Raw genomic sequence first — 22,311 nt, forward strand, 5'->3', positions numbered from 1 at the left:
GTGCGTGTCCCCAGCGGCCATCGACAAGCCGTCGCAATCTCGATCGCGTTGCTCATAAGCTTTGCACCGGCCTTGTCCGCACCGGCCACGCGGGATCGTGCCGTTGGGGTGAAACGATCAGCCCGCCCGACGCAAACCTTGGTGAGAATGCCCCTGCCGCCGCGGCGTCCGGCCGAGTTCGTGCCTGATGCGACGGCGAAGGCCGCCTCCCCTCCTTCACAGGCACAGATACCGGAGAAGCCACCGGGCCCATCGGCCTGCGTCGAGACGTTCAAGGAGCGCGGTGGCGTCGCACTCCCCCTGGCATCTGCCAGCAGCACCGGCGACTGCGGTATTGACGACCCCGTCACGTTCGAGCGTATCGATATGCCGGACGGATCCAAGGTCGAACTGGACAGCGCGATTACGGTCCGTTGCTCGTTCGCGCTCGAAGTCCTGATCTGGACTCGCGACGACCTTTCGGGGATAGCCGCGCGAGAGAACGCCAAGCTCGCCACTCTAGCCGGTGTCGGCGGACATGCCTGTCGGCCACGCAACGGTGTCGCTGGCGCTCCGATCAGCGAGCATGCCAGTGGCAACGCGCTAGATGTCGCTGCGTTAAAAATGCAAGACGGACGCACCATCGCGCTAGCTGGCCGCGACGAGGCGACGCTGTCGATGCGCAGTGCGATCAGCAAGAGCGCATGCGCAAGATTTACGACCGTGCTCGGGCCGGGATCTGACAGCGCCCATAAAGATCACCTCCACCTCGACATGCGGAAGCGCTCGCGCGACTTTCGGATCTGCCAATGGACGGTCGAATGAGCGAGAGAGCGTCTGACCAGGCTGCTCGCCGCTTCTCAGAAACCGCCTCGGCTCCCTCGGTCACGAGCTCCCAAGGTAGGAACTCCTCGCGCGGAGCGAAGGTCCAATATGCGACGTCGGTTCGGATTAGCTCCGAGAAGCGCACCGCCTGCCCTTTGCATTCCTCCGGTCTCTCCTCAACTTTCGAGGAAAAACCGGATCATCTCACGCGACGCGTCGGGGCCTGTTGCGTCTGCGAAGCTTCCCTTGTTGTCACCACCTGACCAGGCGTGGCCACTGCCGTGAACGAGCCAATACTCGGCGATCGCAGGACCGGTTGCCGATCCGAGCAACGTCCGGGTAACGCGCTTGCTGTTTACGACGCCATCGGTCGTGACCTCCGGCAGCTTCCCGTGGCGAGACCGCGTCCTATCGAACACCATCTCGCCATTTGACGGGTGAACCGTTGCATCGGCCGCGCCGTGGAAGATGATCTTTCTGGTGTTCGCTTCCTCCGGCCGGGCGGTCGCTTTTGCATTACCCTTCATCGCAGCGAATGCTGACACGACGTCAGAGGCCGCTCCATGCGGGAGCCCAGAATGGATGCCGGCCGCAGCGAAGACCTCGGGGTAGGTCGATGACAGCACATCAGCCATTGCGCCACCTGCCGACAGACCCGCGACGAAGACCCGCTTCCCATCGATCTTGAATTCGGCGGTCAGCGCTTGAGCCAGGCCTGCAAGCACCGCAGGCTCGCCCGAACCGCGCTTTTGATGACGTGCATCGAACCAATGCCAACAGCCCTGTGCATTGGTCGATCGCGGTTGGTGAGGGTAGGCGACGATCAGGCCGAATTCATCGGCCAGCGCATTCATCCGTGTACCTCGCGCGAAATCGTCGGGGTCCTGCGTGCAGCCATGCAGCATCATGACCAGCGCCAGTTCGCGCTCGGCATGGTTCGCAGGTACGTAAACTTTGTAGGTCACCGATCCGGCAGCAGCTTGAAATCTGCGTTGGCGAAAGCGCTCGCCGTCTCCTGGGACGTCGGTGCTGCGATCGTTATCCCTTGCGGGTTGCTTAAAATGCTTCTGGTCGTCGCGAAGCGTTCTCAGGACATCGCCCAATCGGCGGCGGAGAGGAACTTTGAAACCGACCGTGTTCGCCTCGCCGTCCTCAGGGCGTTGTCGCATTTGAGGGGCCTGGCCAGCGAGTGCGCGCTGGATGGCTGCCGTCGCGCCCGCCACATCGGCCGTCTTGAGACGGGTCGTAGCTTCCGCGATGGCGGCGTGAAAGCGCGGGTTCATCAAGAATATCCTTTTTGTCATGTCAGGCGATCGGCCAAAGCGGCCTTGATCTGGGGAGCAGCATGCAGCGCGCCGAGGACCGTCAACGAAGCGATGGCGTTCCTGGCAAGCTCCGGTGAGACGTCGTTTTCGATGATCGCCAGGCCTAGAACTCGGATTTCGAGTTGTTCGCCGGCGGCAACCACCGCCTCCAGGTCCTGTCGCGTGAAAGTTCGCAGCCCAAGTTCGAGAGCCAGCCGCGTCGTTGCCTTCGCCGCGACGTCAGCATGCGTCGAAAGCTGGTTGCGGATCGCCGTGCGAATGAAGTCGGACCGGTTCGAGTAGAACCCATCCCTGACCAGAAGATCGATGCGACCAAGGTCAACGAAACCGAGATTCAGCGTCAGCTTTTCGCTGTCAGGCGCTTTCATTTCTCATCCATATACCATCCATAGGGATGGTATATGGATGTTGAAAAGCAGATATCAAGTCGAGTCGTTACTACGGCTCCGGCCAAAGTGCGAACCCTTGGCCCACGGTCCCATTGGCGCATACGGGCCGGTTTCAAAAAATCTCTAGCGTTTCCGCTGAGTTTGACGACACCGCCATCGACCACGACGCCTGCTTTATGGAGCAACAGCCTCCAAGAAGAAGCCTATCGCTTTAAGATGGCCAAAAGCGTCCTGAGATGACCGAGCCCGTCGCGGGCGTCGGTTCTCGAATTTGGTCGCCCCGCTGTAGATCACGAGGTAATCGATTGCGCCTCGATGCCGAGCTATCAGGTGCTCACAGGTCGCGCGTCCGATCTGGCAGTTTATCTACGGCTTCGTCAGCACCTTCGTCACGGTGAAGCACGCCCTCGCGCAGCACCTTGGTCGCCGCCTTTACCTTCTGTGCGGGATCGGTTTTCAGGCCGTCTGTCGCCGGCGTGGCCTTCAACCCGACATCGTCAGGCTTCTTGCTGTTGTTGCGCGCACTCGCCGCGAAAGTCGCCAGGGCTTCGGGTTGCTTTGCCATCGTCTCCTCCTCTTTTGCCGAGGAAACCAATGACAGAGGAGAGGTGTTCCACTACCTCGGCGACGAGGCGCCGATCGGGCCAAAAAGCCAGCCAGCCATCCGGCCAAAGCTGTAACGGCACACAAATGCATGAAAGAGAGCGTGGCCGGTCCGAATTCGCCACACCCTCTTATCGGCCTTTCGCAAACAGGTTTGGGGGGCCGCCATCAGTCTTTCCAGGCCCTCGGGTCCCCCGGTATCAGTGGGCGTCGATAGCTGCGGAACCCCAACGGCCCCCGCGGCCTATTGGTTCCCCGGTTCCAGCTCGCGCTGGCCCAAAATCTGGGGGCACGTCAAAACCCGCCGGAAACGAACTCAGCGCTGGATAAAAACCGGGGGCAATGCCAAGGCGCATCGATCGGGGGCGAGCGCCCATTCCGCCAGGACGCCCATAAGGGTCGCGGCACACAAACCGCTAGAGCAGGATACGAAAAGTGGAAACCGGTTTTTCGCATTGATCCTGCTCTCACTCATTGATGAGAGGGTCGATCCCGCGCGCGCTTGAAAACCACGGGGAGTTTCGCGCGCAACCCGGCGCGCCCTCCCTTAAAAAGAAAGTTGGACTTGACGCAACCGGTGATTGTGGATTTCCTTCATGAGCGGTCAGGCAAAAGAGGGCCACCTCCATGAATTCGCAGACCGCAGCGAGCGATGACCTGGTCGCCGGCATCGGCGACGACGAGCCGGCGCTTGAAGCCGAACGCCGCCAACAGATCAGGCCTCGGCAAAGACACTCGCCCAAAGGCTGACGATCGTCACGACAGCGCTACTTTTTATCAGCGTGACGGTTTCATGGGTTGGATTTCTGGGTTGGATTGCCTGGCGTCTGCTGAACGTCAATCCATGACCGGAGCGCGATCGACGAGCTCCAGGAAGACCGCGAAGCACGACAAATAGAAAATCCCGACATAAATCAGCATCGCGTCCTCCAACCCAGCTCTTGTTTCGGATAGAACGCGACCCCCTACTGACCTGTATGGAAGTATGGTTAATTTCTCGATAATTGCACCAGCTTTTTAGCCGGCACGGCATATTCCTGGCCTTACGAGCGCGAAGCCAGCCTGCGCAGCCGGCGGGCAAACGTAAATCCTGTGCGCCCTGGAAATTGTCGCGTGGCTGGCAGCGTGCCATGGCCGGCCCACGACGGCTCCCCTGTTTTCCCAAGCCCGTAATCCCGACGAACCGACGAGAGCCGGATGATTTCAGCTGGGATCACCAAGTGGTCCCAGCTGAAATCTGAATCCGTCCCTCATCTAAGAGTGAGAGCAGGATGCGAAAAACCGGTTCCCACTTTTTCGTATCCTGCTCTAAACGATTGTTCCACAAGAATATTATGCTGAAGCCACGTTAACCCGGCATTATCCTTGACAGGCTAGCGTCCAAAGCAGGCGGACGGCCTGGTCGGGCCGCTCCGGCCCGTTCGTGTCGCGTTGCGTGAGTTCTCCGGTTTTGCGTGTCCCGCGTTCCCTTGCCTTCGGTATCGGGTTGGCTGCGCTCGCCATCGGCGCGGGCCTGTGCGAGCCCACGCTCGCCGCCAACGCCACCTTGCGCGGCCAGGACATGCCGCCGGGCTTCGGCCGCCTCGCCCTGACCTTCGACGAACCGACGCCGACCCGCATCCGCCTCAACAATGGCGTGCTCGTGGTCGCCTTCGCCTCCCCGGTGAAGATCGACATCAACAAGATCGCCAAGGAGCTGCCGGAATACATCACCCTGGCGCGGCTCGACCCCGACGGGCGCGGCATGCGCTTCGCGCTTCCCAAGAGGTTCCGCGCCAATCTGATCGAGGCCGGCGACAAGGCCTTCATCGACCTTTTGCCCGAGAGCTGGACCGGATTGCTGCCCGGGCCACCGCCCGAAGTGATCGCCGAGATGGCGGAGCGCTTGAAGCAGGCCGAAGCCCGCGTCAAGGAAGCTGCCCGCCAGCCACGGCCCCAGAACAAGCCCTTGATCATGCGCGGCGCCAAGCTGCCGACGCTGGAGCGCCTGATCTTCGAGGCCCCTCCGGGGACCGCTCTCACGACTGCGCTCGAGGACGGCACTCTGAACCTGACCCTCGACCAGCCGCTGGCGGTCGAGCCCATAGCCCTCAAACGCGCCCTACCGGACGGCGTCGCGCTGCTCTCCCACGAGACCGACGAGACCGCGACACGGCTTGAACTCTCGATTCCGAAGGACTGGCAGGTCAGGAACTTCCAGGACGAGGACGGGCTGACGGTCGATCTCCTGCGCCCCGCCAAGACCACCGGACCGACATTGGCGAGCCTGCCGGAAGGAACGGATGCGGCGGTGAAGGCCGCGCCGACGCCCGCCTCCTTACCGGCTGCGGCAGCAGCCTCCGCCGTCGCTCCCGACAGCCAGCCCGCGACCACTCCTGCGGCTGTCGCCCCGCCGGTCATCGACCCGACACCCCAGGCGGTGAAGATCGAGGCTGCCGGCACTGCACAAGGCGGGCATATCGATTTCCGCTTTCCGCGCATGACCGGCGCGGCCGCCTTCATCGACGCGGGGATCGTCACTCTCGTCTTCGACACGCGCGACACGATCAACCCGACCGATTTCAAGACCATCCTGCCGCAACTCGTCGAAGACGCGACCGTAACCCGCGAGGGCAAGGTCACGCTGGTGCGTCTGCGACTGGCGAGTCAGCAATTGACACGGCTGATCGATGACGGCCCGACTTGGTCGCTGAGCCTTGGCGAGCCGCAGAAGAAGACGGCGACCCCGATTGCGCCGCGCCGCGCGATCGACGAGCGCGGCCAAACCATCCTCGCCGTACCGCTGTCTGGCATGACGGGAGTGCATTGGCTCGAGCCGGGCCCGTCCGGGACGCCGCTGGCAGTCGCGACAGTGTTCGGCCCGACGCGCGTCACGGCCAAGCCCTATCAGTTCGTCGAATTCAACTTGCTCCAGACCGCCCATGGACTTGCCGTCGCGCCCAGCGCCGACGATCTCGTGGTGCGCGCCGCGGCCGACCAGGCCCAGATCGGCCGCGCCGGTGGCTTGACCGTGACGCTCGACGTAGCCGCCGAGGCGCCGAGCGACACGAGCCAGACTGCGGCCGCCCAGCCACCCCTGCTCGACCCCGAACAATGGAGCAAGCTGCACGTCGACACCGTGCGGGACGGCGCACGCGCCCTGCTGCGCGACGTCGCCGACGCCTCGCGCGGCCGCAAATCCGAGGCGCGCCTCGCCTTGGCGCGCTTCTACGCGGCCAACGGTTTGATGGCGGAAGCCAATGGTCCCCTGTCGGTCATGATGGCAGACGACCCGGCCACGCGGAATCAGCGCGAGCCGCTCTTCCTGAAGGGACTGATCGCGGTGCGCATGCATCGCAATCAGCAGGCGATCACCGCCTTCGATGCAGGCCCGATCAAGGAGGATGTCGAAGCCGGCCTCTGGCGCGCTTTGCCGGAGCAGAGACTTGGGCGCAACGCCCAGGCGCTCATCGGTTTTCGCCGCGCGGAGGCGATCCTCGATCGCTATCCACCGGAGATCCAGGCCGAACTGCGCTTCGCGAAGGCTCGCGCGGCGCTGGCGATGCAGGACCTCACCGTCGCCGAGCGCGAGATCGAAAAACTCGCGAACCTGCCGCAAGGCCTGGTGGAGCCCGAGAAACTCGCGCTCCTGCGCGCCATCCTCGACGATGTCGGCGGCCGGCCGGAAGCTGCGCTGAACGGCTACAAGCCCTTGTTCGAGGCACGCAGCCGGCCTGTCGCCGCCGAGGCGCAATTGCGCGCGGTCAAGCTGGTACAGGTCGAAAAGCGGCCGGACATATCGTCCGACGAAGCCATCGCCCGCCTGGAGACGGTATCGATCATCTGGCGCGGCGGCGATCTGGAGATGGAGGCGCTGGCCGAACTCGGTCGGCTCTATGCCGACCACCAGCGCTGGCGCGACGCCTTCATGGTCGCGCGTCGGGCAAATGAGAACTACCCCGACAACCCGCTGACGCGACGCATGCATGACGAAACCGCCCAGCGCTTCGCCGAGCTGTTCAGCGGTCGCGGCGCCGAGCAGTTGCCGCGCATCGAGGCGCTGGCCCTGTTCTACGACTTCAAGGAGTTCCTGCCGGTCGGCCGGCGCGGCGACGAGATCACCCGGCTCTTGGCCGACAGGCTGGTCGAGCTCGACCTGCTGGATCAGGCGGGCGAAATCCTGCGCTACCAGATCGAGAAACGCCTGACCGGCGCGGCGCGCTCCACCGTCGCCACCAAGCTCGCCATGATCAGCCTGATGAACGGAAAGCCGGTCGAGGCGTTGCGCGCGCTCAACACGACGCGGCTGATCGAACTGCCCGGCGACGTCAAGCGCGCCCGCCTGCTGCTCGAGGCCAAGGCATTATCCGATTTGTCGCGCACCGACCAGGCGCTCGAATTGCTGGAAGCGGAGCGCGGGCCCGAGGTCGACCGTTTGCGCTCCGACATCTTCTGGACCGGCAAGCGCTGGCGGGAGGCCGGCGAGGCGCATGAACGCATGCTCGGCGAAAGCTGGCGCGGCACCGCCCCCCTCAGCGAAAGCGAGCGTGCCGACGTGATGCGCAGCGCGATTTCCTATGTCATGTCGAACGAGGCGCTCTCGCTGGATCGGCTGCGAGGCAAGTTCGCCGCCAAGATGGCGCAGAGCACGGATGCGCGCACCTTCGCCTTCGTCACCGGAGCCAGCCGCGCCAAGGCCTCCGACATCCGCGAGATGGCGCGCGCGGCAGCGGGCTCCGACACCTTGATCGACTTCATGACGGCCTATCGCGCCCGCTACCCCGGCTACTCCACCGTCGTGCGGCAGCGCCCCAGACCCGAGCTGCCGCCGGCCGAGGGCCAGACCGGCGCGGCCGAAAGCGTGGCCCCGCCGCCCAGGCGGGGCTGAGCCCTATCCCGACCCGCCATAGCTCTTGACCAGCGAGCTTGCGACGAGCCCCCAGCCGTCGACCAGCACGAAGAAGATCAGCTTGAACGGCAGCGCCACCGTCACCGGCGGCAGCATCATCATACCGACCGACATCAGGATCGAAGCCACCACCAGGTCGATGATCAGGAAGGGTACGAACAGCAGGAAGCCGATCTCGAAGGCCCGGCGCAGTTCCGAGATCATGAAGGCCGGCACCAGCACCTGGATCTGGACGTCCTCGGGCCGCGCGGGAGCCGGCTCGCGCGACATCTCCATGAACAACGCCAGATCCTTCTCGCGTACATTCTTGAGCATGAACGCCTTGAACGGCACGACCCCTCGATTATAGGCCTCCTGCGGCTGGATCTGCCCGGCAACGAGCGGTTCGATCGCAGTGCGATAGGCCTCGCGCAGCGTTGGCGTCATCACGAAGCCGGTCAGGAACAGCGCCAGCCCGATGATCACGGCATTCGGCGGAGCGGTCTGTGTGCCGAGCGCCGAGCGCAGCAACGACAGCACGACTGCGATACGCGTGAACGACGTCACCATGACCAGGATCGACGGCGCGAGCGACAGCACCGTGATGACGGCGATGAGCTGGAGCGCGCGCTCGGCGACGCCCCCGCCTTGCCCCAGGTCGAGCGAAAGCGTCTGCGCCCAGGCCGGAGCCGCCAGCACCGGCAAGAGCGCGAATGCGCCCCATAGGGCGCGGCCGCCTCGCAGCGATCTCTCAAGGGTTCTGGTCAAGGTCTCGCCGGGCCGGGCCAACGCCCGACTCAGTCGATCGGGCCTAGCAACGCTAGAACCGGCCATCGCGGCCCGGCAACCGGGGACAGAGCGTCAGGCGCCCGCGTGCCGACAATCCTGTTGATCGTGCCTGCTGATCGTGCCGACGCCCGCCTCGCCGTTCCGGCGAGGCGGGCGTCGGCTCTGGGCGATTCTAGGATTTCTTGGGATCGCGGCCGAGCAGGCGCGCGAATTCGGCCTCGATCGCATCGACGGAAAACGGGTCGATGGCAGCAGGCTTCGGCTCGGGCGCGGGCTCAGGCTTGAGCGCAGGCGCGGACTCAGCCTTTGGCTCAGCATCCGGTTCGCTTGCCGCCTTCCTGGGCTCGGGGACCGGGCTCGGCTCGTGCTTATGCTCCGGTGCAGACTCTGTGGGCTTGGCCGGAGCTTCGAGGAACGAATCCTCGATATCGTCGGCAGGAGCCGACTCGGCAGCAGCCGGCTCGGTCACGGCCGCAGGCTCGCTCTTGGCTGGCGCAGCCTTGACGGGTTCCGGCTCCACGACAGGCTCGGGCACGGGAGGCGCTGTGACAGGAGCAGATTTCGCCGTGACGGTGACGGCAGGCGCCTTGGGAACCATGCGCTCGGGCCTGAGGCCCAGGGCCATTTCGAGCTCGGCCTCGACATCGGCCGGCAACGGAATCGGCCTCCCAGCCGTTTCGGGCGGCGCAGGCGGAGTCGGCGTTGGCATCGCCGTCACAACAACAGAGGTATCGACAACCGGCTCGACCTGCGGCACAGGCGGCTTGGGCTCGTCCTGAAGCCGTGGCGGCTCGACAGGCGCATTCGCCGGGCGGACGGCCGAATGAGGCCGCTTCAGCGCCTCCTCCAATTGCTGCGTCATGCTGTCGAGCTCGACGGCGCTGGCAGATTGCGATGGGGAAAAATCACGCGTGAAGCTCGGCGGCTGAACCGCCGGCGCCGGCATCTGGGTTGCCGCAGCCGCAAGGCTGGGCAGGACGACGGCGGCGGCAACAGCAGCAGGAGCCTCGGCCTGCGCCGGCCCCTGCTGCGCGGGACGCGACGGCGCACCGCCCGGGATCGATCGGATCGGCAGCCGCTCCAGTGCGGGCTGTTCCTGGCGCAGGTCTTGGCGCGTATCTTGACGCACGGCCTCGGACGGCGGCAGAGGCTCGAAGGCGCCCGGTCGCTCGGGCGCCTGGGTCTCCGTGGGAAGCGCCGTCGCCGCGCGGCCGCCGCTGCGCAGAATGTTCGTTTCGACCACGATGTCCGAGACACCGCCGATCATGATCAGGTGTTCGACATTGTCACGCCGGATCAGGATAAGCTGACGCTGGCGGTCGAGATCGTGGATGTCGACGACGCCGAGGCGCGGCTGGCGAGCGCGACCGCCGCCCTGCCCTCTCACCCTCAGACGGCCACCCTTGATCTGGCGCGCGAACAAGCCAAGCAGCGCCAACAGCGCCAGGATCACGGCGAAAGCGATGATCCACTTTTGCCCGGTGGAAAGATCGAAGCCAAACAACGTCTGCAAGGTTTGCCTCATGAGCGACGGCGACGCCCTCGAGCGGCCGATGTTTCCGCCCAAGGTTCAACGCCTTGGCTATAGCATAACGCTTTTCTTATCGGGCAACATGGTGAACGCGTGGTTAACTGGTTTGTTCAGCCAGGCCGATTTTAACCGGCCGTTAACCCTGTACCCGGCAATATTTACCCAGTGAGCGAAAGCCTCGCCGCGCAGCCGCCCCTTGGCGACAGCCGGCCCCAGGGTGACCGGAACGGAACGAGCGACCATGGCCGACACTGCTTTGGGCACCGGCGGAAACCTGATGCAGGCGCTGAAGACCCGCATGCACTGGCACCAATCGCGCCAGAAGCTGCTGGCCGAGAACGTCGCCAATGCCGACAGCCCGGGCTTTCGCCCGCATGACCTGAAAGCACCTGCGATCGCGCCCGGCCAGGCCGGCGTCGTGATGGCACAGACCAGCCCCAGTCATATGGGCCTCTCCGGCCAGCGTGGCGGCTTCAACGGCACGAACGCCCAGCGTTTCGAAATCACGCCTAACGGCAACGCGGTCAATCTCGAGGACGAGATGATGAAGGTCGCGCAGAACCAGTCTGACTACCAGCTCGCGGCCTCGCTCTACACCAAGGGGCTGGGCCTGATGAAGATCGCGATCGGCAAGGGCCGCTGACCGGCGCCGCTAAGGTAGGAGGCAAATCATGGATTTGATGAAGAGCATCGCGGTCGCGGCATCGGGCCTGCGCACCCAGTCCGGCCGCATGCGCGTGATCGCGGAGAATATGGCCAACGCCGATTCCGGGCCCGCCAGCGCCGGTGCCGACCCTTATCGTCGCAAGATCCCGACCTTCCAGCGCCGTTTCGACCGCGACCTCGACGCACAATTGGTCAATCTCGGCCGCGTCCAGCGCGACCAGAGCGCCTTCCGCACGAAATTCGAGCCCGGCAATCCGGTTGCCGACGCCTCGGGCAATGTCCGCATGCCCAATGTCGACACCCTGATCGAGACCGTGGACATGCGCGAGGCCCAGCGCAGCTATGAGGCCAACCTCAATCTGATCTCCTCCACGCGCCGGATGATCCAGCGCACCATCGACATCCTGCGCACCTGATCGCGCGGCCCGGAACAGGAATTCCAGCCATGGCCACACCCAGCTTCGCCGCGGGAGCCTACGCCTCGATCCAGGGGATGGGCGCGGGCAATCTGATGCGCAAGCCGCTCGCCGCCGCGACCGGCGCAGGCGACGGCCCGGATTTCTCGTCGCTGATCAGCAAGGCGCTCGAAGCCACCGCCGACGCCGGCAAGAAGAGCGACACGCAGACGGCCAATGTCGCAGCCGGCCGCTCCGATGTGGTCGATGTCGTGACCGCCGTCGCCGAAAGCGAGGCCGCAATCGAGACGCTCGTCGCCGTGCGCGACAAGATCATCGCGTCTTATGAGGAAATCATGCGGATGCCGGTCTGACGGCCGCCGCGTTTCAGGACGAGAAGCAATGACCTCCGGTGCCATCCTCGACGTCGCGCGCGACGGCATTTTCGTCTTCCTCAAGGCCGGTGGGCCGGTGATGGCGGTTGCCCTCATCGTCGGCCTCGCCGTCTCGCTGGTGCAGGCCCTGACGCAGATCCAGGAACAGACGCTCGTCTACGTTCCGAAAATCCTCGCCGTTTTCGTGACGCTGATGGTGTTTCTTCCGTTCATGGGCGACGCGCTCGCAGGTTATATGGGGCGGGTCGCCGTCCGAATCGCCACGGGCGAATGAACCTGCCGCAGCTTTGCCCAGCCATGGTCGCCCATGGCCCCAGCTTGCGACGCACCGATCGGCGAAGAGGCCCGCCGCGCCCGATGCAGATCGCGATCCTGCCCGAGATCAGCGCCGTTTTCGTGCTCGTCTTCGCGCGGGTCGGAACCATGGTCATGCTGATGCCGGGCATCGGCGAGCGCTTCGTCTTTTCGCGGGCGCGACTGTCGCTGGCCTTCTTCATCGCGCTGATGCTGGCGCCGATGGTCCGTCCGCTGCTGCGCGTGCCGAGCGACATGCCCGGCGTCGTCGGCCTGCTCGCCAGCGAGGTGCTGATCGGCCTCGTCATCGGCCTCTGCTCGCGCTTCGTCATGGCCTGCCTGCAATCGGCGGGCGCGATCGTCGCGCAGACGATGGGGCTGGGCTTCGCCACGACGATCGACCCGACAGGCGGGCAGCAGAATCCTTCGGTCGGCAACCTGCTGACCATGCTCGGCATCACGCTCATCCTGACGACCGACCTGCATCATGTCGCCATCGTCGCGGTCCATGAGAGCTACCGTCTGCTCCCGCCGGGCGGCCTGCCCGATATCGGCGACGTGATGACGCTCGCCGTCCGCGCCGCCGCGCAGGGGTTCGCGCTCGCTGTGCAGATCTCAGCCCCCTTCATCGTCTTCGGGCTGCTGTTCAATCTGGGGCTGGGCGTGCTCGCGCGCATGATGCCGCAGCTCCAGGTCTTCTTCCTGGCCGTGCCGGCCTCGATCTTCGGCGGCATGGTCGTGCTCGCCGCCGTCCTCGGCGTCATGATGAGCGTCTTCCTCAATGACCTCGGCGTCTTCCTGCGCCAGTTCACCGGAAACTGAACGGCGATGTCAGAAGAGGCCGACAACGAAGACAGAACAGAAGACCCGACCCAGCGAAAGCTGGATCAGGCGATCGAGAAGGGCGACGTCGCCCGCTCCAACGAGATCGGCACCTTCTTCGTGCTGTGCGGCTTCACCCTGGCGCTGCTCGTCGCCGCCGGCTGGTCGGCAAGGGAATCCGCGCTCTCGCTGCGCAGCTTCCTGATGAACGCCCACCAGGTGCCCTCCGACGGCACCGCCTTCATGAACGTCACCCGGCAAGGCGTCATGACCGGCTTTTCGGCGATCGGGCTGCCGCTTGCCTTCATCCTCTGCGCCGCACTCGCCGGCGCGCTGATCCAGCACAAGCCACTCTGGACCTTCGAGCCAATGATGCCGAAGTTCAGCCGCATCTCGCCCATGGCCGGCGCCAAGCGCATGTTCGGCAAGGAAGCCTGGGTGAATTTCGCCAAGGGGCTCGCCAAGACCGGCCTGATCGGCGTCGTGCTCTGGACCACGCTCTGGAACGAGCATGACCGGCTCGAGAGTTTTGCCCAGATGAACGTCTCGGCGCTGCTGCCGGCGACGCTGGCTTTGACGATCAAGCTGATGGCGAGCGCACTCGCCCTGTTCGCGGTGATCGCGATCGGCGATTTCGGCTATCAGCGTTACGCCTGGTACCAGCGCCAGAAGATGACGAAGCAGGAGCTGAAGGACGAGTACAAGAACTCGGAAGGCAATCCCGAGGTCAAGGCGAAGCTGCGCCAGATCCGCGCACAGCGCGTGCGCAAGCGCATGATGGCCGCCGTTCCCAAAGCGACCGTGATCATCACCAACCCGACCCACTTCGCCGTCGCGCTACAATACGAACCCGGCATGGGCGCGCCGCTCTGCCTCGCCAAGGGCGTCGATGCTGTCGCGCTCAGGATCCGCGAGGTCGCGGGCCAGCACAGCGTGCCGATCATCGAGAACCCGCCTTTGGCGCGGGCACTTTACGCAACCGTCGAGATCGACGAAGAAATTCCTGTCGAACACTACAAGGCCGTCGCCGAAGTGATCGGTTACATCTTGCGCCTGAAGGGCCGGCGCGCCTAACTCGCAACAGCTTAACGTGCAAGACAGGCTGAGCGCGCATCGGTCGGTCGCAGGACCGCCGCTGCGGTGTCAATGGAACGGACCAAACCGCAATGAGCGGAACCACGGCGACCACGGCGATCGATCGCTCCGACAAGCCCGGCCATATCGGCGTCATCCTGCTCGTCGCGGGGCTGCTCGTCGGCGCAGCGATCGCGCTTGGCTTCATCGCCAATGAATGGGCGCAGCCGCTGATCCTGGGATTGCTGGCGCTGCTCTCTGTCGTCGGCGTCTTCGGCCTCTTCGCCTTCGCCATCGGCCTCATCCAGTTTTCCGGCCGCGCCGCCCGCAACGACTTGACCAAGGTCATCGTCGATGGCGCCGAGGACGGCGTCGTCGTCACCGAGGGCGAGAACCGCATCGTCTATGCCAACGAGGCCTATCTCGCTTTGGCCGGCGCCCGCGGCGCCAGCGACATCCGCCCGGTCGAGCGCCTCTTCACCGGCCGTGCCGACGTCTCGGAGGCGATCTACCGCCTCGCCACCGCAGCACGCGAGAACCGCCGCCTCATCGAGGAGGTCCGGCTCGAGCCCGCGCTCGACGGGCGCAACGGCGTCGGCTGGTACCGCATCCGCGTCTCCTCCGTTCACCGCGACAGCAGGCCGGCCACGCTCTGGAGCGTCTCGGACGTAACGCCCGAGCGCGAGCGCCAGGAGAACGCCTTCCAGGAGTTGCAGCACGCGATCGACTATCTCGACCATGCGCCGGCCGGTTTCGTCTCGATCGATGCCGATGGCGAGGTCTCCTATCTCAACGCCACCCTCTCCGGCTGGCTCGATTTCGATCTCGCCCGCTTCGGCTCCGGCGGCCTGCATCTCGACGATATCGCGACGCCCAACGCGGCTGCCCTCATCCAGGCCATTCGCGGCCTGCCCGGCGATGTCCGCACCGAGGTGCTCGATGTCGACCTCAAGCGCCGCAACGGCGTGCCGCTGCCAGTCAGGCTCCATCATCAGGTCGCGTTCGGCAGCGACGGCCGCGCCGGCCCCTCGCGCACGCTGGTGCTGAACCGCACCTCCGGCGAGGCCGGCTCCGACGGCCGCAGCGACGCCGAGGTCCGCTTCGCCCGCTTCTTCCACTCCACGCCGATGGCGATCGCCACCGTCGACAAGGCCGGCGCCATCCTGCGCTCCAACGCCGCCTTCACCCGCTTGACGCAGGCCGGGCCCCAGCCGGCGGCGATCCAGGACCTGGTCACGCCGAGTGCGGCCGAGCTGCAGCGCGCCTTGTCGGACGCGATGGATGGCCGCTCCGACATCGCCCCGCTCGACGTCACGCTTGCGGGCGAGGACGGGCGCTCGGCCAGGCTCTACCTCTCTCCCGTGGCGGCCACTGAGGATGGCGACGGCGAGCGCGCCATCGTCTACGCGCTCGAGACCACCGATGAGCGCAAGCTCAAGGACAATATGGACCAGGCCGGCAAGATGCAGGCGGTGGGCCAGCTCGCCGGCGGCATCGCACACGACTTCAACAATGTGCTGCAGGTCATCATCAACGCCTCGGAGTTCCTGCTCGCCAGCCATCGGCCGACGGATCCCTCCTTCCCCGACATCATGCAGATCAAGCAGAACGCCTATCGCGCGGCTGCTTTGGTGCGGCAATTGCTCGCCTTCTCGCGCCGGCAGACGCTGCGCCCGCAGGTGCTCGAACTTGGCGACGTGCTCTCCGATCTCTCGCTGATGCTGAAGCGCGTGGTCGCCGACAAGGTCGGCCTCGATGTCCGCCAGGGCCGCGACCTCTGGCCGGTCAAAGCCGATCTCGGCCAGCTCGAACAGGTCATCGTCAATCTCGCAGTTAACGCCCGCGACGCCATGCCCGATGGCGGCAAGCTGACGGTGCGCACCCGCAATGTCGCAGCCGCCGATGCGGCGGGCTTCGGCCATGCCGCCTTGCCGTCCGACGACTATGTGCTGCTTGAGGTCGAGGATACCGGCACCGGCATCTCGCCCGAGCATCTCGACAAGATCTTCGAGCCCTTCTTCACCACCAAGGAGGTCGGCAAGGGCACTGGCCTGGGCCTCTCCATGGTCTATGGCATCGTCAAGCAGACCGGCGGCTTCGTCTTCTGCGATTCCGCCGTCGGCCGGGGCACGACCTTCCGCATCTTCCTGCCCAGGCATGTGCCGAGCGCCGAGGAGATCGCCGCCGAGGCCGCCGCCAAGGAGGCGCCCAAGAAGCTCGCCGCCGACCATACCGGCGCCGGCGTCATCCTGCTGGTCGAGGACGAGGATGCGGTCCGCGCGCTCAATGCCCGCATGCTGGTCTCGCGCGGCTACACGGTCCACGAAGCGGCCTCGGGCGTCGAGGCGCTCGACATCTTCATGAAGCATGACGGCCGCATCGACCTCGTCGTCTCCGACGTGGTGATGCCGGAAATGGACGGCCCGACCCTGCTCGGCGAACTGCGCCAGCGCAACCCGGCGACCAAGGTCGTCTTCGTCTCCGGCTACGCCGAAGAGGCCTTCCGCAAGAACCTGCCCGAGGGCGAGGACTTCCAGTTCCTGCCCAAACCCTTCACGATGAAGCAGCTGGTCGAGACAGTGAAGGCGGCGATGGGGTGATCCGGACGGGTCGCGGCCTCGCCGCAAGCCCCGTGCCTGACAGACTCGGATTCACGGCCAAGAACTCTGGTGCATCTCTCCGATTACACCATCCACCATTCACGCGATCAGGGTCAGGTGGACCAGGCCTTGCTTGGGCGCTGCGTCACGAGGCCGGAAGACGTTTGATCATATGTTGAGTGATCATCGGGGCTGACAACCACGTTTCCACCGGAACGCTATGACGCTGCGGCCGCGCGACAGCGATCGGTCGTGAGGTAGCGACGTCTGCACCGCCCGGAACTTGCACGGTTCGGTTGAGTTGAACTGCATCTCCAGACGGCAAAACGAAGTCTTGGCACCGAAATCTTGGCACCGAAGTCTTGGCAAAACGAGATCGTGGCATGAGCCTCCCCACTCCACGACGAACGCGTCTCTCCGGCGGAACCGAGCTTGCATATGTCGCTGCGGGCGATCCATCCAACCCGGCTTTGCTCCTTCTGCACGGATTTCCCAGCTCGGCACATACGTTCCGCGACGTCATTCCGGGACTGGCGCGCGTAGCCTATGTGATCGCGCCCGACCTCCCGGGCCACGGTCAGTCCGACGTTCCACCGACGCCCTCCTTTGCAGCGTTCAGCGATGCAATTTCAGAATTGCTGGCCCAGCTCCGGATTGGGCGCCGCTTCATCTACCTGCATGATTGGGGCGCCCCTGTGGGCCTGCAAATCGCCATGCAGGCCCCCGAGCTGGTTTCGGGCTTCATCATCCAGAACGCCAACGCGCACCGAACCGGCTTCGGACCTTTATGGGACGCGACTTTAAAGTTCTGGTCGGAACCGACAAAAGAGAACGAGGCGGCCGCAACCGTCCACCTGACCTTCGAGTTCACGCGCGAGCAATACACGGGCGGCCTGCCGGAGGATGTCGCCGCCACGATCAAAGGAGAGCCTTGGGTCGAGGACTGGCGGGTGATGAATCGTCCCGGCCGCATGGAGACCCACCGCGCGCTCATCGCCGACTACAAAAACCACGCCGCGCGTTTCGACGCGATCGCCGCCTATCTCGAAAAATGGCAGCCGCCTGCACTCATGTTGTGGGGCCGTCACGACCCATTCTTCGACATCGCCGAAACGCTGTCGTGGATGCAGGATCTGCCGCGCATGGACGCGCATATTGTCGATGGCGGACACTTCTTGCTCGAAACGCACGCCGAACCCGCACTCGCCCTCATGATCGAGTTCATCAAGCGAACACAGGCGAGACTGAGCCAAATTCCCTGAGAGAATGCCTGCAAGCTCGTCCTGGCGGCCTGTCAGAGCGCGGCTCGCGCCACCGCTGCGTTGCCGAGACCAATGACGACCTCAAGCCGTTCGTCCGAACCGGGCCATGTGACTGCTCTTGACGATGCCTCACGATCCCTGGCGAGGGCGCTCGGCTCTCGTGGCCGAGCCTACGGCGTAGTTCCTGGCCAGAATCGACCGGCGAATTCCGGACCGCCGCACCACGGGCAGCCGGAATGGAGCAAATCCAGAAACGCGGCGAATTGTGAGAACAAAAAAAGAACTTGTTCATGAGAACAAACCATGACCATATATCGTCATGGCGCGCATTGAGATGTGGTCGCGCCCCTGCCATAAGGAGCGCAATCCGTGAATCAGGCGAATCTCAAGCTCGTGGAAGGCTCCTCGATGGACAAGGCCAAGGCGCTGGACGCAGCGCTCTCGCAGATCGAACGCGCCTTCGGCAAGGGCTCGATCATGCGGCTGGGCAAGAACCAGCAGGCGATCGAGATCGAGACGGTTTCGACGGGTTCGCTGGGCCTCGACATCGCGCTCGGCGTCGGCGGCCTGCCGCGCGGCCGCGTCATCGAGATCTACGGGCCTGAATCCTCCGGCAAGACGACGCTGGCGCTCCACACCATCGCCGAGGCCCAGAAGAAGGGCGGCGTCTGCGCCTTTGTCGATGCCGAGCATGCGCTCGACCCGGTCTATGCCCGCAAGCTCGGGGTCAATCTCGACGACCTGCTGATCTCGCAGCCCGACACCGGCGAACAGGCGCTGGAGATCACCGACACGCTGGTGCGCTCGGGCGCGATCGACGTGCTGGTGATCGACTCGGTTGCCGCATTGACCCCGCGCGCCGAAATCGAGGGCGAGATGGGCGATGTCCAGCCCGGCCTGCAGGCCCGCCTGATGAGCCAGGCGCTGCGCAAGCTGACCGCCTCGATCTCGCGCTCGAACTGCATGGTCATCTTCATCAACCAGATCCGCATGAAGATCGGCGTGATGTATGGCTCGCCCGAGACCACCACCGGCGGCAACGCGCTGAAATTCTACGCCTCGGTGCGCCTCGATATTCGCCGCATCTCGACGCTGAAGGACCGCGAGGAAGCGACCGGCAACCAGGTCCGCGTCAAGGTCGTGAAGAACAAGGTCGCCCCGCCCTTCAAGCAGGTCGAGTTCGACATCATGTTCGGCGAGGGCATCTCCAAGGTCGGCGAACTGGTCGATCTCGGCGTCAAGGCCGGCATGGTCGAAAAATCCGGTGCCTGGTTCTCCTTCGACAGCCAGCGCCTCGGCCAGGGCCGCGAGAATGCCAAGGCTTTCCTCAAGGCCAATCCGGATGTGGCGGCCAAGATCGAGGCGACGATCCGGCAGAATTCCGGCCTCGTCGCCGAGCGCATCCTCGACCAGGCGACCCCGACCGACGACGACCTCGACGAGGGGGAGGCCTGAGCTTCAGAGCAGGATGCGAAAAACTGGGCACCGGTTTTTCGCAATCGATCCTGCTCTCACTCTTAGATGAGAGACGGATTCAGATTTCAGCGGGCGGCCGGTCGGGCCGCCCGCTTTCGTTTGCCGCCAAGGTTTCGTTTGCAGCCAAGGCTTTGAGGAAACATCTCGCGCTTTGGCTCTCTCGACAGGGGCAAGCCGCCTGCAAGAGCAGGATGCAAAAAAATGTGGGAACCGGTTTTTCGCAATCGATCCTGCTCTCACTCTGAGATGAGAGACGAATTCAGATTTCAGATGGGATCACTTTGTGATTCCATCTGAAATCATCCGGCTCTAGAACGCTGATGTCGCCGGGAAGCGCCCCGGCCCCGTCCTGAACCAGAGTTTCCAATTGCGATGAGCGGCGTCAACGAGATCCGGTCCACCTTCCTCGATTATTTCAAGTCGGCCGGCCATGAGGTCGTCGCCTCGAGCCCGCTCGTGCCGCGCAACGACCCGACGCTGATGTTCGCCAATTCGGGCATGGTGCAGTTCAAGAACGTCTTCACCGGCCAGGAAAAGCGCCCCTATGCTCGCGCCACCACGGCGCAGAAATGCGTGCGCGCCGGCGGCAAGCACAATGATCTCGACAATGTCGGCTACACCGCCCGCCACCACACCTTCTTCGAGATGCTGGGGAACTTCTCCTTCGGCGACTATTTCAAGGAGCAGGCGATCACTCACGCCTGGACCCTGATCACGCGCGAATTCGGCCTGCCCAAGGACAAGCTGACCGTCACCGTCTATTCCGAGGACGACGAGGCGCATGCTCTCTGGAAGAAGATCGCCGGGCTGCCGGATTCGCGGATCATCCGCATCCCGACCTCGGACAATTTCTGGCGCATGGGCGACACCGGCCCCTGCGGCCCCTGTTCCGAGATCTTCTACGACCATGGCGACCATATTCCCGGTGGTCCTCCGGGCTCGCCCGACGAGGATGGCGACCGCTTCATCGAGATCTGGAATCTCGTCTTCATGCAATATGAAGAGGCAGCGGGCGGCATCAGGACCGACCTGCCGCGCCCCTCGATCGACACCGGCATGGGGCTGGAGCGCATCGCCGCCGTACTCCAGGGCACGCATGACAACTACGCCATCGACCTGTTCGCGGCCCTGATCAACGCCATCGCCGAGCTGACCTCGGTGGCGTCGGATGGCCCGATGAAGGCAAGCCACCGCGTCATCGCCGACCATCTGCGCTGCTCTGCCTTCCTGATCGCCGACGGCGTGCTGCCCTCCAACGAAGGCCGCGGCTATGTGCTGCGCCGGATCATGCGGCGCGGCATGCGCCATGCCCAGCTGCTCGGCGCCAAGGAGCCGCTGCTCTACAAGCTCGTGCCGGTGCTGACGCGCGAGATGGGTCGCGCCTATCCCGAATTGCTGCGCGCCGAGAGCCTGATCTCCGAGACGCTGAAGCTCGAGGAGACGCGCTTCCGCACCACGCTGGCGCGCGGGCTGACACTGCTCGACGACGCCGCCCGCGACCTGGTCTCCGGCCAGAGCCTGAAAGGCGATGTCGCCTTCACGCTCTACGATACCTATGGCTTCCCGCTCGATCTGACGCAGGACGCACTGCGCGCGCGTGGCGTCTCGGTCGATACCGAGGGCTTTGATGCGGCGATGCAGCAGCAGAAGGCCAAGGCGCGCGCCGCCTGGGCCGGCACCGGCGAAGCCGCGACCGAGAAACTCTGGTTCCCGCTGCGCGATCGCGTCGGCGCAACCGAGTTCCTCGGCTATGACACCGAGACCGCCGAAGGCGTGGTCACGGCGCTGATCCGCGACAATGCCGAGGTCGAGAGCCTGAAATCCGGCGAGAGCGGCTTCGTGATCGTCAACCAGACGCCGTTCTACGGCGAATCCGGCGGCCAGATCGGCGACGCCGGCACGATCCGAGCCTCGAGCACCGTCGCCGAAGTCTCCGACGTCCAGAAGAAGCTCGGCGATGTCTTCGCTCACGTCGTCACGGTGAAGGACGGCGAATTGAAGCGCGGCCAGCCGGTCGAGCTCCTGGTCGATCAGGCCCGCCGCGGCGCGATCCGCGCCAACCATTCCGCGACCCATCTGCTGCATGAGGCGCTGCGCCTCGTGCTCGGCGACCATGTCGCCCAGAAGGGCTCTCTGGTCTCGCCCGAGCGTCTGCGTTTCGACTTCTCGCATCCCAAGCCGATCTCGGCGGAGGAGCTGCGCGAGGTCGAAGAGATCGCCAATGCGATCGTGCTGCGCAACGAGCCGGTGACGACGCGATTGATGAGCGTCGACGAGGCGACCGCCTCGGGCGCGCGCGCGCTCTTCGGCGAGAAATATGGTGACGAAGTCCGCGTCGTCTCGATGGGGACGACGGCTGCGGACAAGCCGTTCTCGATCGAGCTCTGCGGCGGCACCCATGCCACGCGCACCGGCGATATCGGCCTCATCAGCGTCGCCGGCGAGAGCGCGGTGGCGGCAGGCGTGCGGCGCTTGGAGGCGATGACCGGAAACCATGCCCGCGCGCATCTGAACTCCGAATCCAGCTTGCTGCAGGGCCTTGCCAGCCTGCTGAAGGTTCCGGCCTCCGAGGCTGGAACCAGGCTCGCGGCCCTGATCGAGGAGCGCCGCAAGCTCGACCGCGACCTGACCGAAGCGCGCAAGAAGCTCGCCATGGGCGGCGGTGGCGCGGCCGAGGAGCCCATCCAGGAGATCGCCGGCGCGAAGCTGCTCGCGCGCGCCGTCAGCGGCGTCGAGATGAAGGATCTGAAGAGCCTGGCGGACGAGGCCAAGACGCGCGTCGGTTCCGGCGTCGTCGTCATCGTCGGCGTCGCCGAGGATGGCAAGGCAGGCGTGGTCGTTGGCGTCACCGAGGACATGACTGCCCGTTTCGACGCGGTGGCGCTGGTGCGCGCGGCCTCCGAACAGCTTGGCGGCAAGGGCGGCGGCGGGCGGCGCGACATGGCCCAGGCAGGCGGCCCCGACGGCGACAAGGCGCAGGCTGCGCTCGACGCCGTCGCCGCCGCGATGGGCTGACCCG

Annotated in this window: 19 protein-coding genes; 14 read left to right on the plus strand and 5 right to left on the minus strand. The window is 65.0% G+C overall.

The window, feature by feature from the left end; translation table 11 throughout:
- Positions 1 to 804, plus strand: a complete 804-nt coding sequence (locus BHK69_RS24280; protein WP_148663569.1) for an extensin-like domain-containing protein — start codon at positions 1 to 3, stop codon at positions 802 to 804.
- A gap of 176 nt (positions 805 to 980) precedes the next feature.
- Here the strand turns inward: BHK69_RS24280 and BHK69_RS24285 are convergent, their stop codons facing one another.
- From BHK69_RS24285 to BHK69_RS24295, 3 genes are all read right to left on the minus strand, one after another.
- Entirely contained in the window at positions 981 to 2,087 is a 1,107-nt protein-coding gene (locus BHK69_RS24285; protein ID WP_069692346.1) for an extracellular catalytic domain type 1 short-chain-length polyhydroxyalkanoate depolymerase, read from the minus strand.
- Between the two features lie 17 nt (positions 2,088 to 2,104).
- A complete protein-coding gene (locus BHK69_RS24290; RefSeq protein WP_069692347.1) occupies positions 2,105 to 2,497 on the minus strand; it encodes a ribbon-helix-helix domain-containing protein in 393 nt (130 codons plus the stop codon).
- A 355-nt stretch (positions 2,498 to 2,852) separates the two neighbouring features.
- Positions 2,853 to 3,083 carry a hypothetical protein gene (locus BHK69_RS24295; RefSeq protein ID WP_069692348.1) on the minus strand — a complete coding sequence of 77 codons (231 nt, stop codon included), beginning with the start codon at positions 3,081 to 3,083 and terminating at the stop codon, positions 2,853 to 2,855.
- Positions 3,084 to 3,748: 665 nt separating this feature from the next.
- On the opposite strand from BHK69_RS24295, the gene BHK69_RS33445 reads away from it, so the two are divergent.
- Together BHK69_RS33445 and BHK69_RS24300 are read left to right on the plus strand one after the other, a co-directional pair.
- Positions 3,749 to 3,871 (plus strand): hypothetical protein, encoded by a 123-nt coding sequence (locus BHK69_RS33445; RefSeq protein WP_280142019.1) that lies wholly within the window; start codon positions 3,749 to 3,751, stop codon positions 3,869 to 3,871.
- Between the two features lie 736 nt (positions 3,872 to 4,607).
- Positions 4,608 to 7,988, plus strand: a complete 3,381-nt coding sequence (locus BHK69_RS24300) for a tetratricopeptide repeat protein (RefSeq protein ID WP_083269650.1) — start codon at positions 4,608 to 4,610, stop codon at positions 7,986 to 7,988.
- Positions 7,989 to 7,991: 3 nt separating this feature from the next.
- On the opposite strand, the gene fliP is transcribed toward BHK69_RS24300, so the two are convergent.
- On the minus strand, positions 7,992 to 8,756 hold the full coding sequence (gene fliP / locus BHK69_RS24305) for a flagellar type III secretion system pore protein FliP (protein WP_244548307.1): 765 nt from the start codon (positions 8,754 to 8,756) through the stop codon (positions 7,992 to 7,994).
- 193 nt (positions 8,757 to 8,949) lie between these two features.
- Positions 8,950 to 10,290, minus strand: a complete 1,341-nt coding sequence (locus tag BHK69_RS24310; RefSeq protein ID WP_148663571.1) for a hypothetical protein — start codon at positions 10,288 to 10,290, stop codon at positions 8,950 to 8,952.
- 10 nt (positions 10,291 to 10,300) lie between these two features.
- On the opposite strand from BHK69_RS24310, the gene BHK69_RS32740 reads away from it, so the two are divergent.
- From BHK69_RS32740 to alaS, 11 genes are all read left to right on the plus strand, one after another.
- Positions 10,301 to 10,477, plus strand: a complete 177-nt coding sequence (locus tag BHK69_RS32740; protein ID WP_158516266.1) for a hypothetical protein — start codon at positions 10,301 to 10,303, stop codon at positions 10,475 to 10,477.
- Between the two features lie 72 nt (positions 10,478 to 10,549).
- The gene (flgB, locus tag BHK69_RS24315; RefSeq protein WP_069692350.1) at positions 10,550 to 10,951 is read left to right on the plus strand and encodes a flagellar basal body rod protein FlgB; all 402 of its coding nucleotides are present in this window, start codon (positions 10,550 to 10,552) and stop codon (positions 10,949 to 10,951) included.
- A 28-nt stretch (positions 10,952 to 10,979) separates the two neighbouring features.
- On the plus strand, positions 10,980 to 11,390 hold the full coding sequence (gene flgC, locus BHK69_RS24320; protein WP_069692351.1) for a flagellar basal body rod protein FlgC: 411 nt from the start codon (positions 10,980 to 10,982) through the stop codon (positions 11,388 to 11,390).
- A gap of 29 nt (positions 11,391 to 11,419) precedes the next feature.
- On the plus strand, positions 11,420 to 11,743 hold the full coding sequence (gene fliE / locus BHK69_RS24325; RefSeq protein WP_069692352.1) for a flagellar hook-basal body complex protein FliE: 324 nt from the start codon (positions 11,420 to 11,422) through the stop codon (positions 11,741 to 11,743).
- Between the two features lie 28 nt (positions 11,744 to 11,771).
- Positions 11,772 to 12,038 (plus strand): flagellar biosynthesis protein FliQ, encoded by a 267-nt coding sequence (gene fliQ, locus BHK69_RS24330; protein ID WP_069692353.1) that lies wholly within the window; start codon positions 11,772 to 11,774, stop codon positions 12,036 to 12,038.
- Positions 12,039 to 12,121: 83 nt separating this feature from the next.
- The gene (fliR, locus tag BHK69_RS24335) at positions 12,122 to 12,880 is read left to right on the plus strand and encodes a flagellar biosynthetic protein FliR (RefSeq protein WP_069692354.1); all 759 of its coding nucleotides are present in this window, start codon (positions 12,122 to 12,124) and stop codon (positions 12,878 to 12,880) included.
- Between the two features lie 6 nt (positions 12,881 to 12,886).
- Positions 12,887 to 13,954, plus strand: coding sequence for a flagellar biosynthesis protein FlhB (gene flhB / locus BHK69_RS24340; protein ID WP_069692355.1), 1,068 nt, complete (start codon positions 12,887 to 12,889; stop codon positions 13,952 to 13,954).
- Between the two features lie 92 nt (positions 13,955 to 14,046).
- Entirely contained in the window at positions 14,047 to 16,554 is a 2,508-nt protein-coding gene (cckA, locus tag BHK69_RS24345; protein ID WP_069692356.1) for a cell cycle histidine kinase CckA, read from the plus strand.
- Between the two features lie 383 nt (positions 16,555 to 16,937).
- Entirely contained in the window at positions 16,938 to 17,816 is an 879-nt protein-coding gene (locus BHK69_RS24350) for an alpha/beta fold hydrolase (protein ID WP_069692357.1), read from the plus strand.
- Between the two features lie 369 nt (positions 17,817 to 18,185).
- The gene (gene recA / locus BHK69_RS24355; protein WP_069692358.1) at positions 18,186 to 19,271 is read left to right on the plus strand and encodes a recombinase RecA; all 1,086 of its coding nucleotides are present in this window, start codon (positions 18,186 to 18,188) and stop codon (positions 19,269 to 19,271) included.
- 393 nt (positions 19,272 to 19,664) lie between these two features.
- A complete protein-coding gene (alaS, locus tag BHK69_RS24360) occupies positions 19,665 to 22,307 on the plus strand; it encodes an alanine--tRNA ligase (protein WP_069692359.1) in 2,643 nt (880 codons plus the stop codon).
- Positions 22,308 to 22,311: the final 4 nt, after the last annotated feature.

Origin of the sequence: Bosea vaviloviae, from assembly GCF_001741865.1 — a bacterium.
Classification (GTDB): Bacteria; Pseudomonadota; Alphaproteobacteria; order Rhizobiales; family Beijerinckiaceae; genus Allobosea; species Allobosea vaviloviae.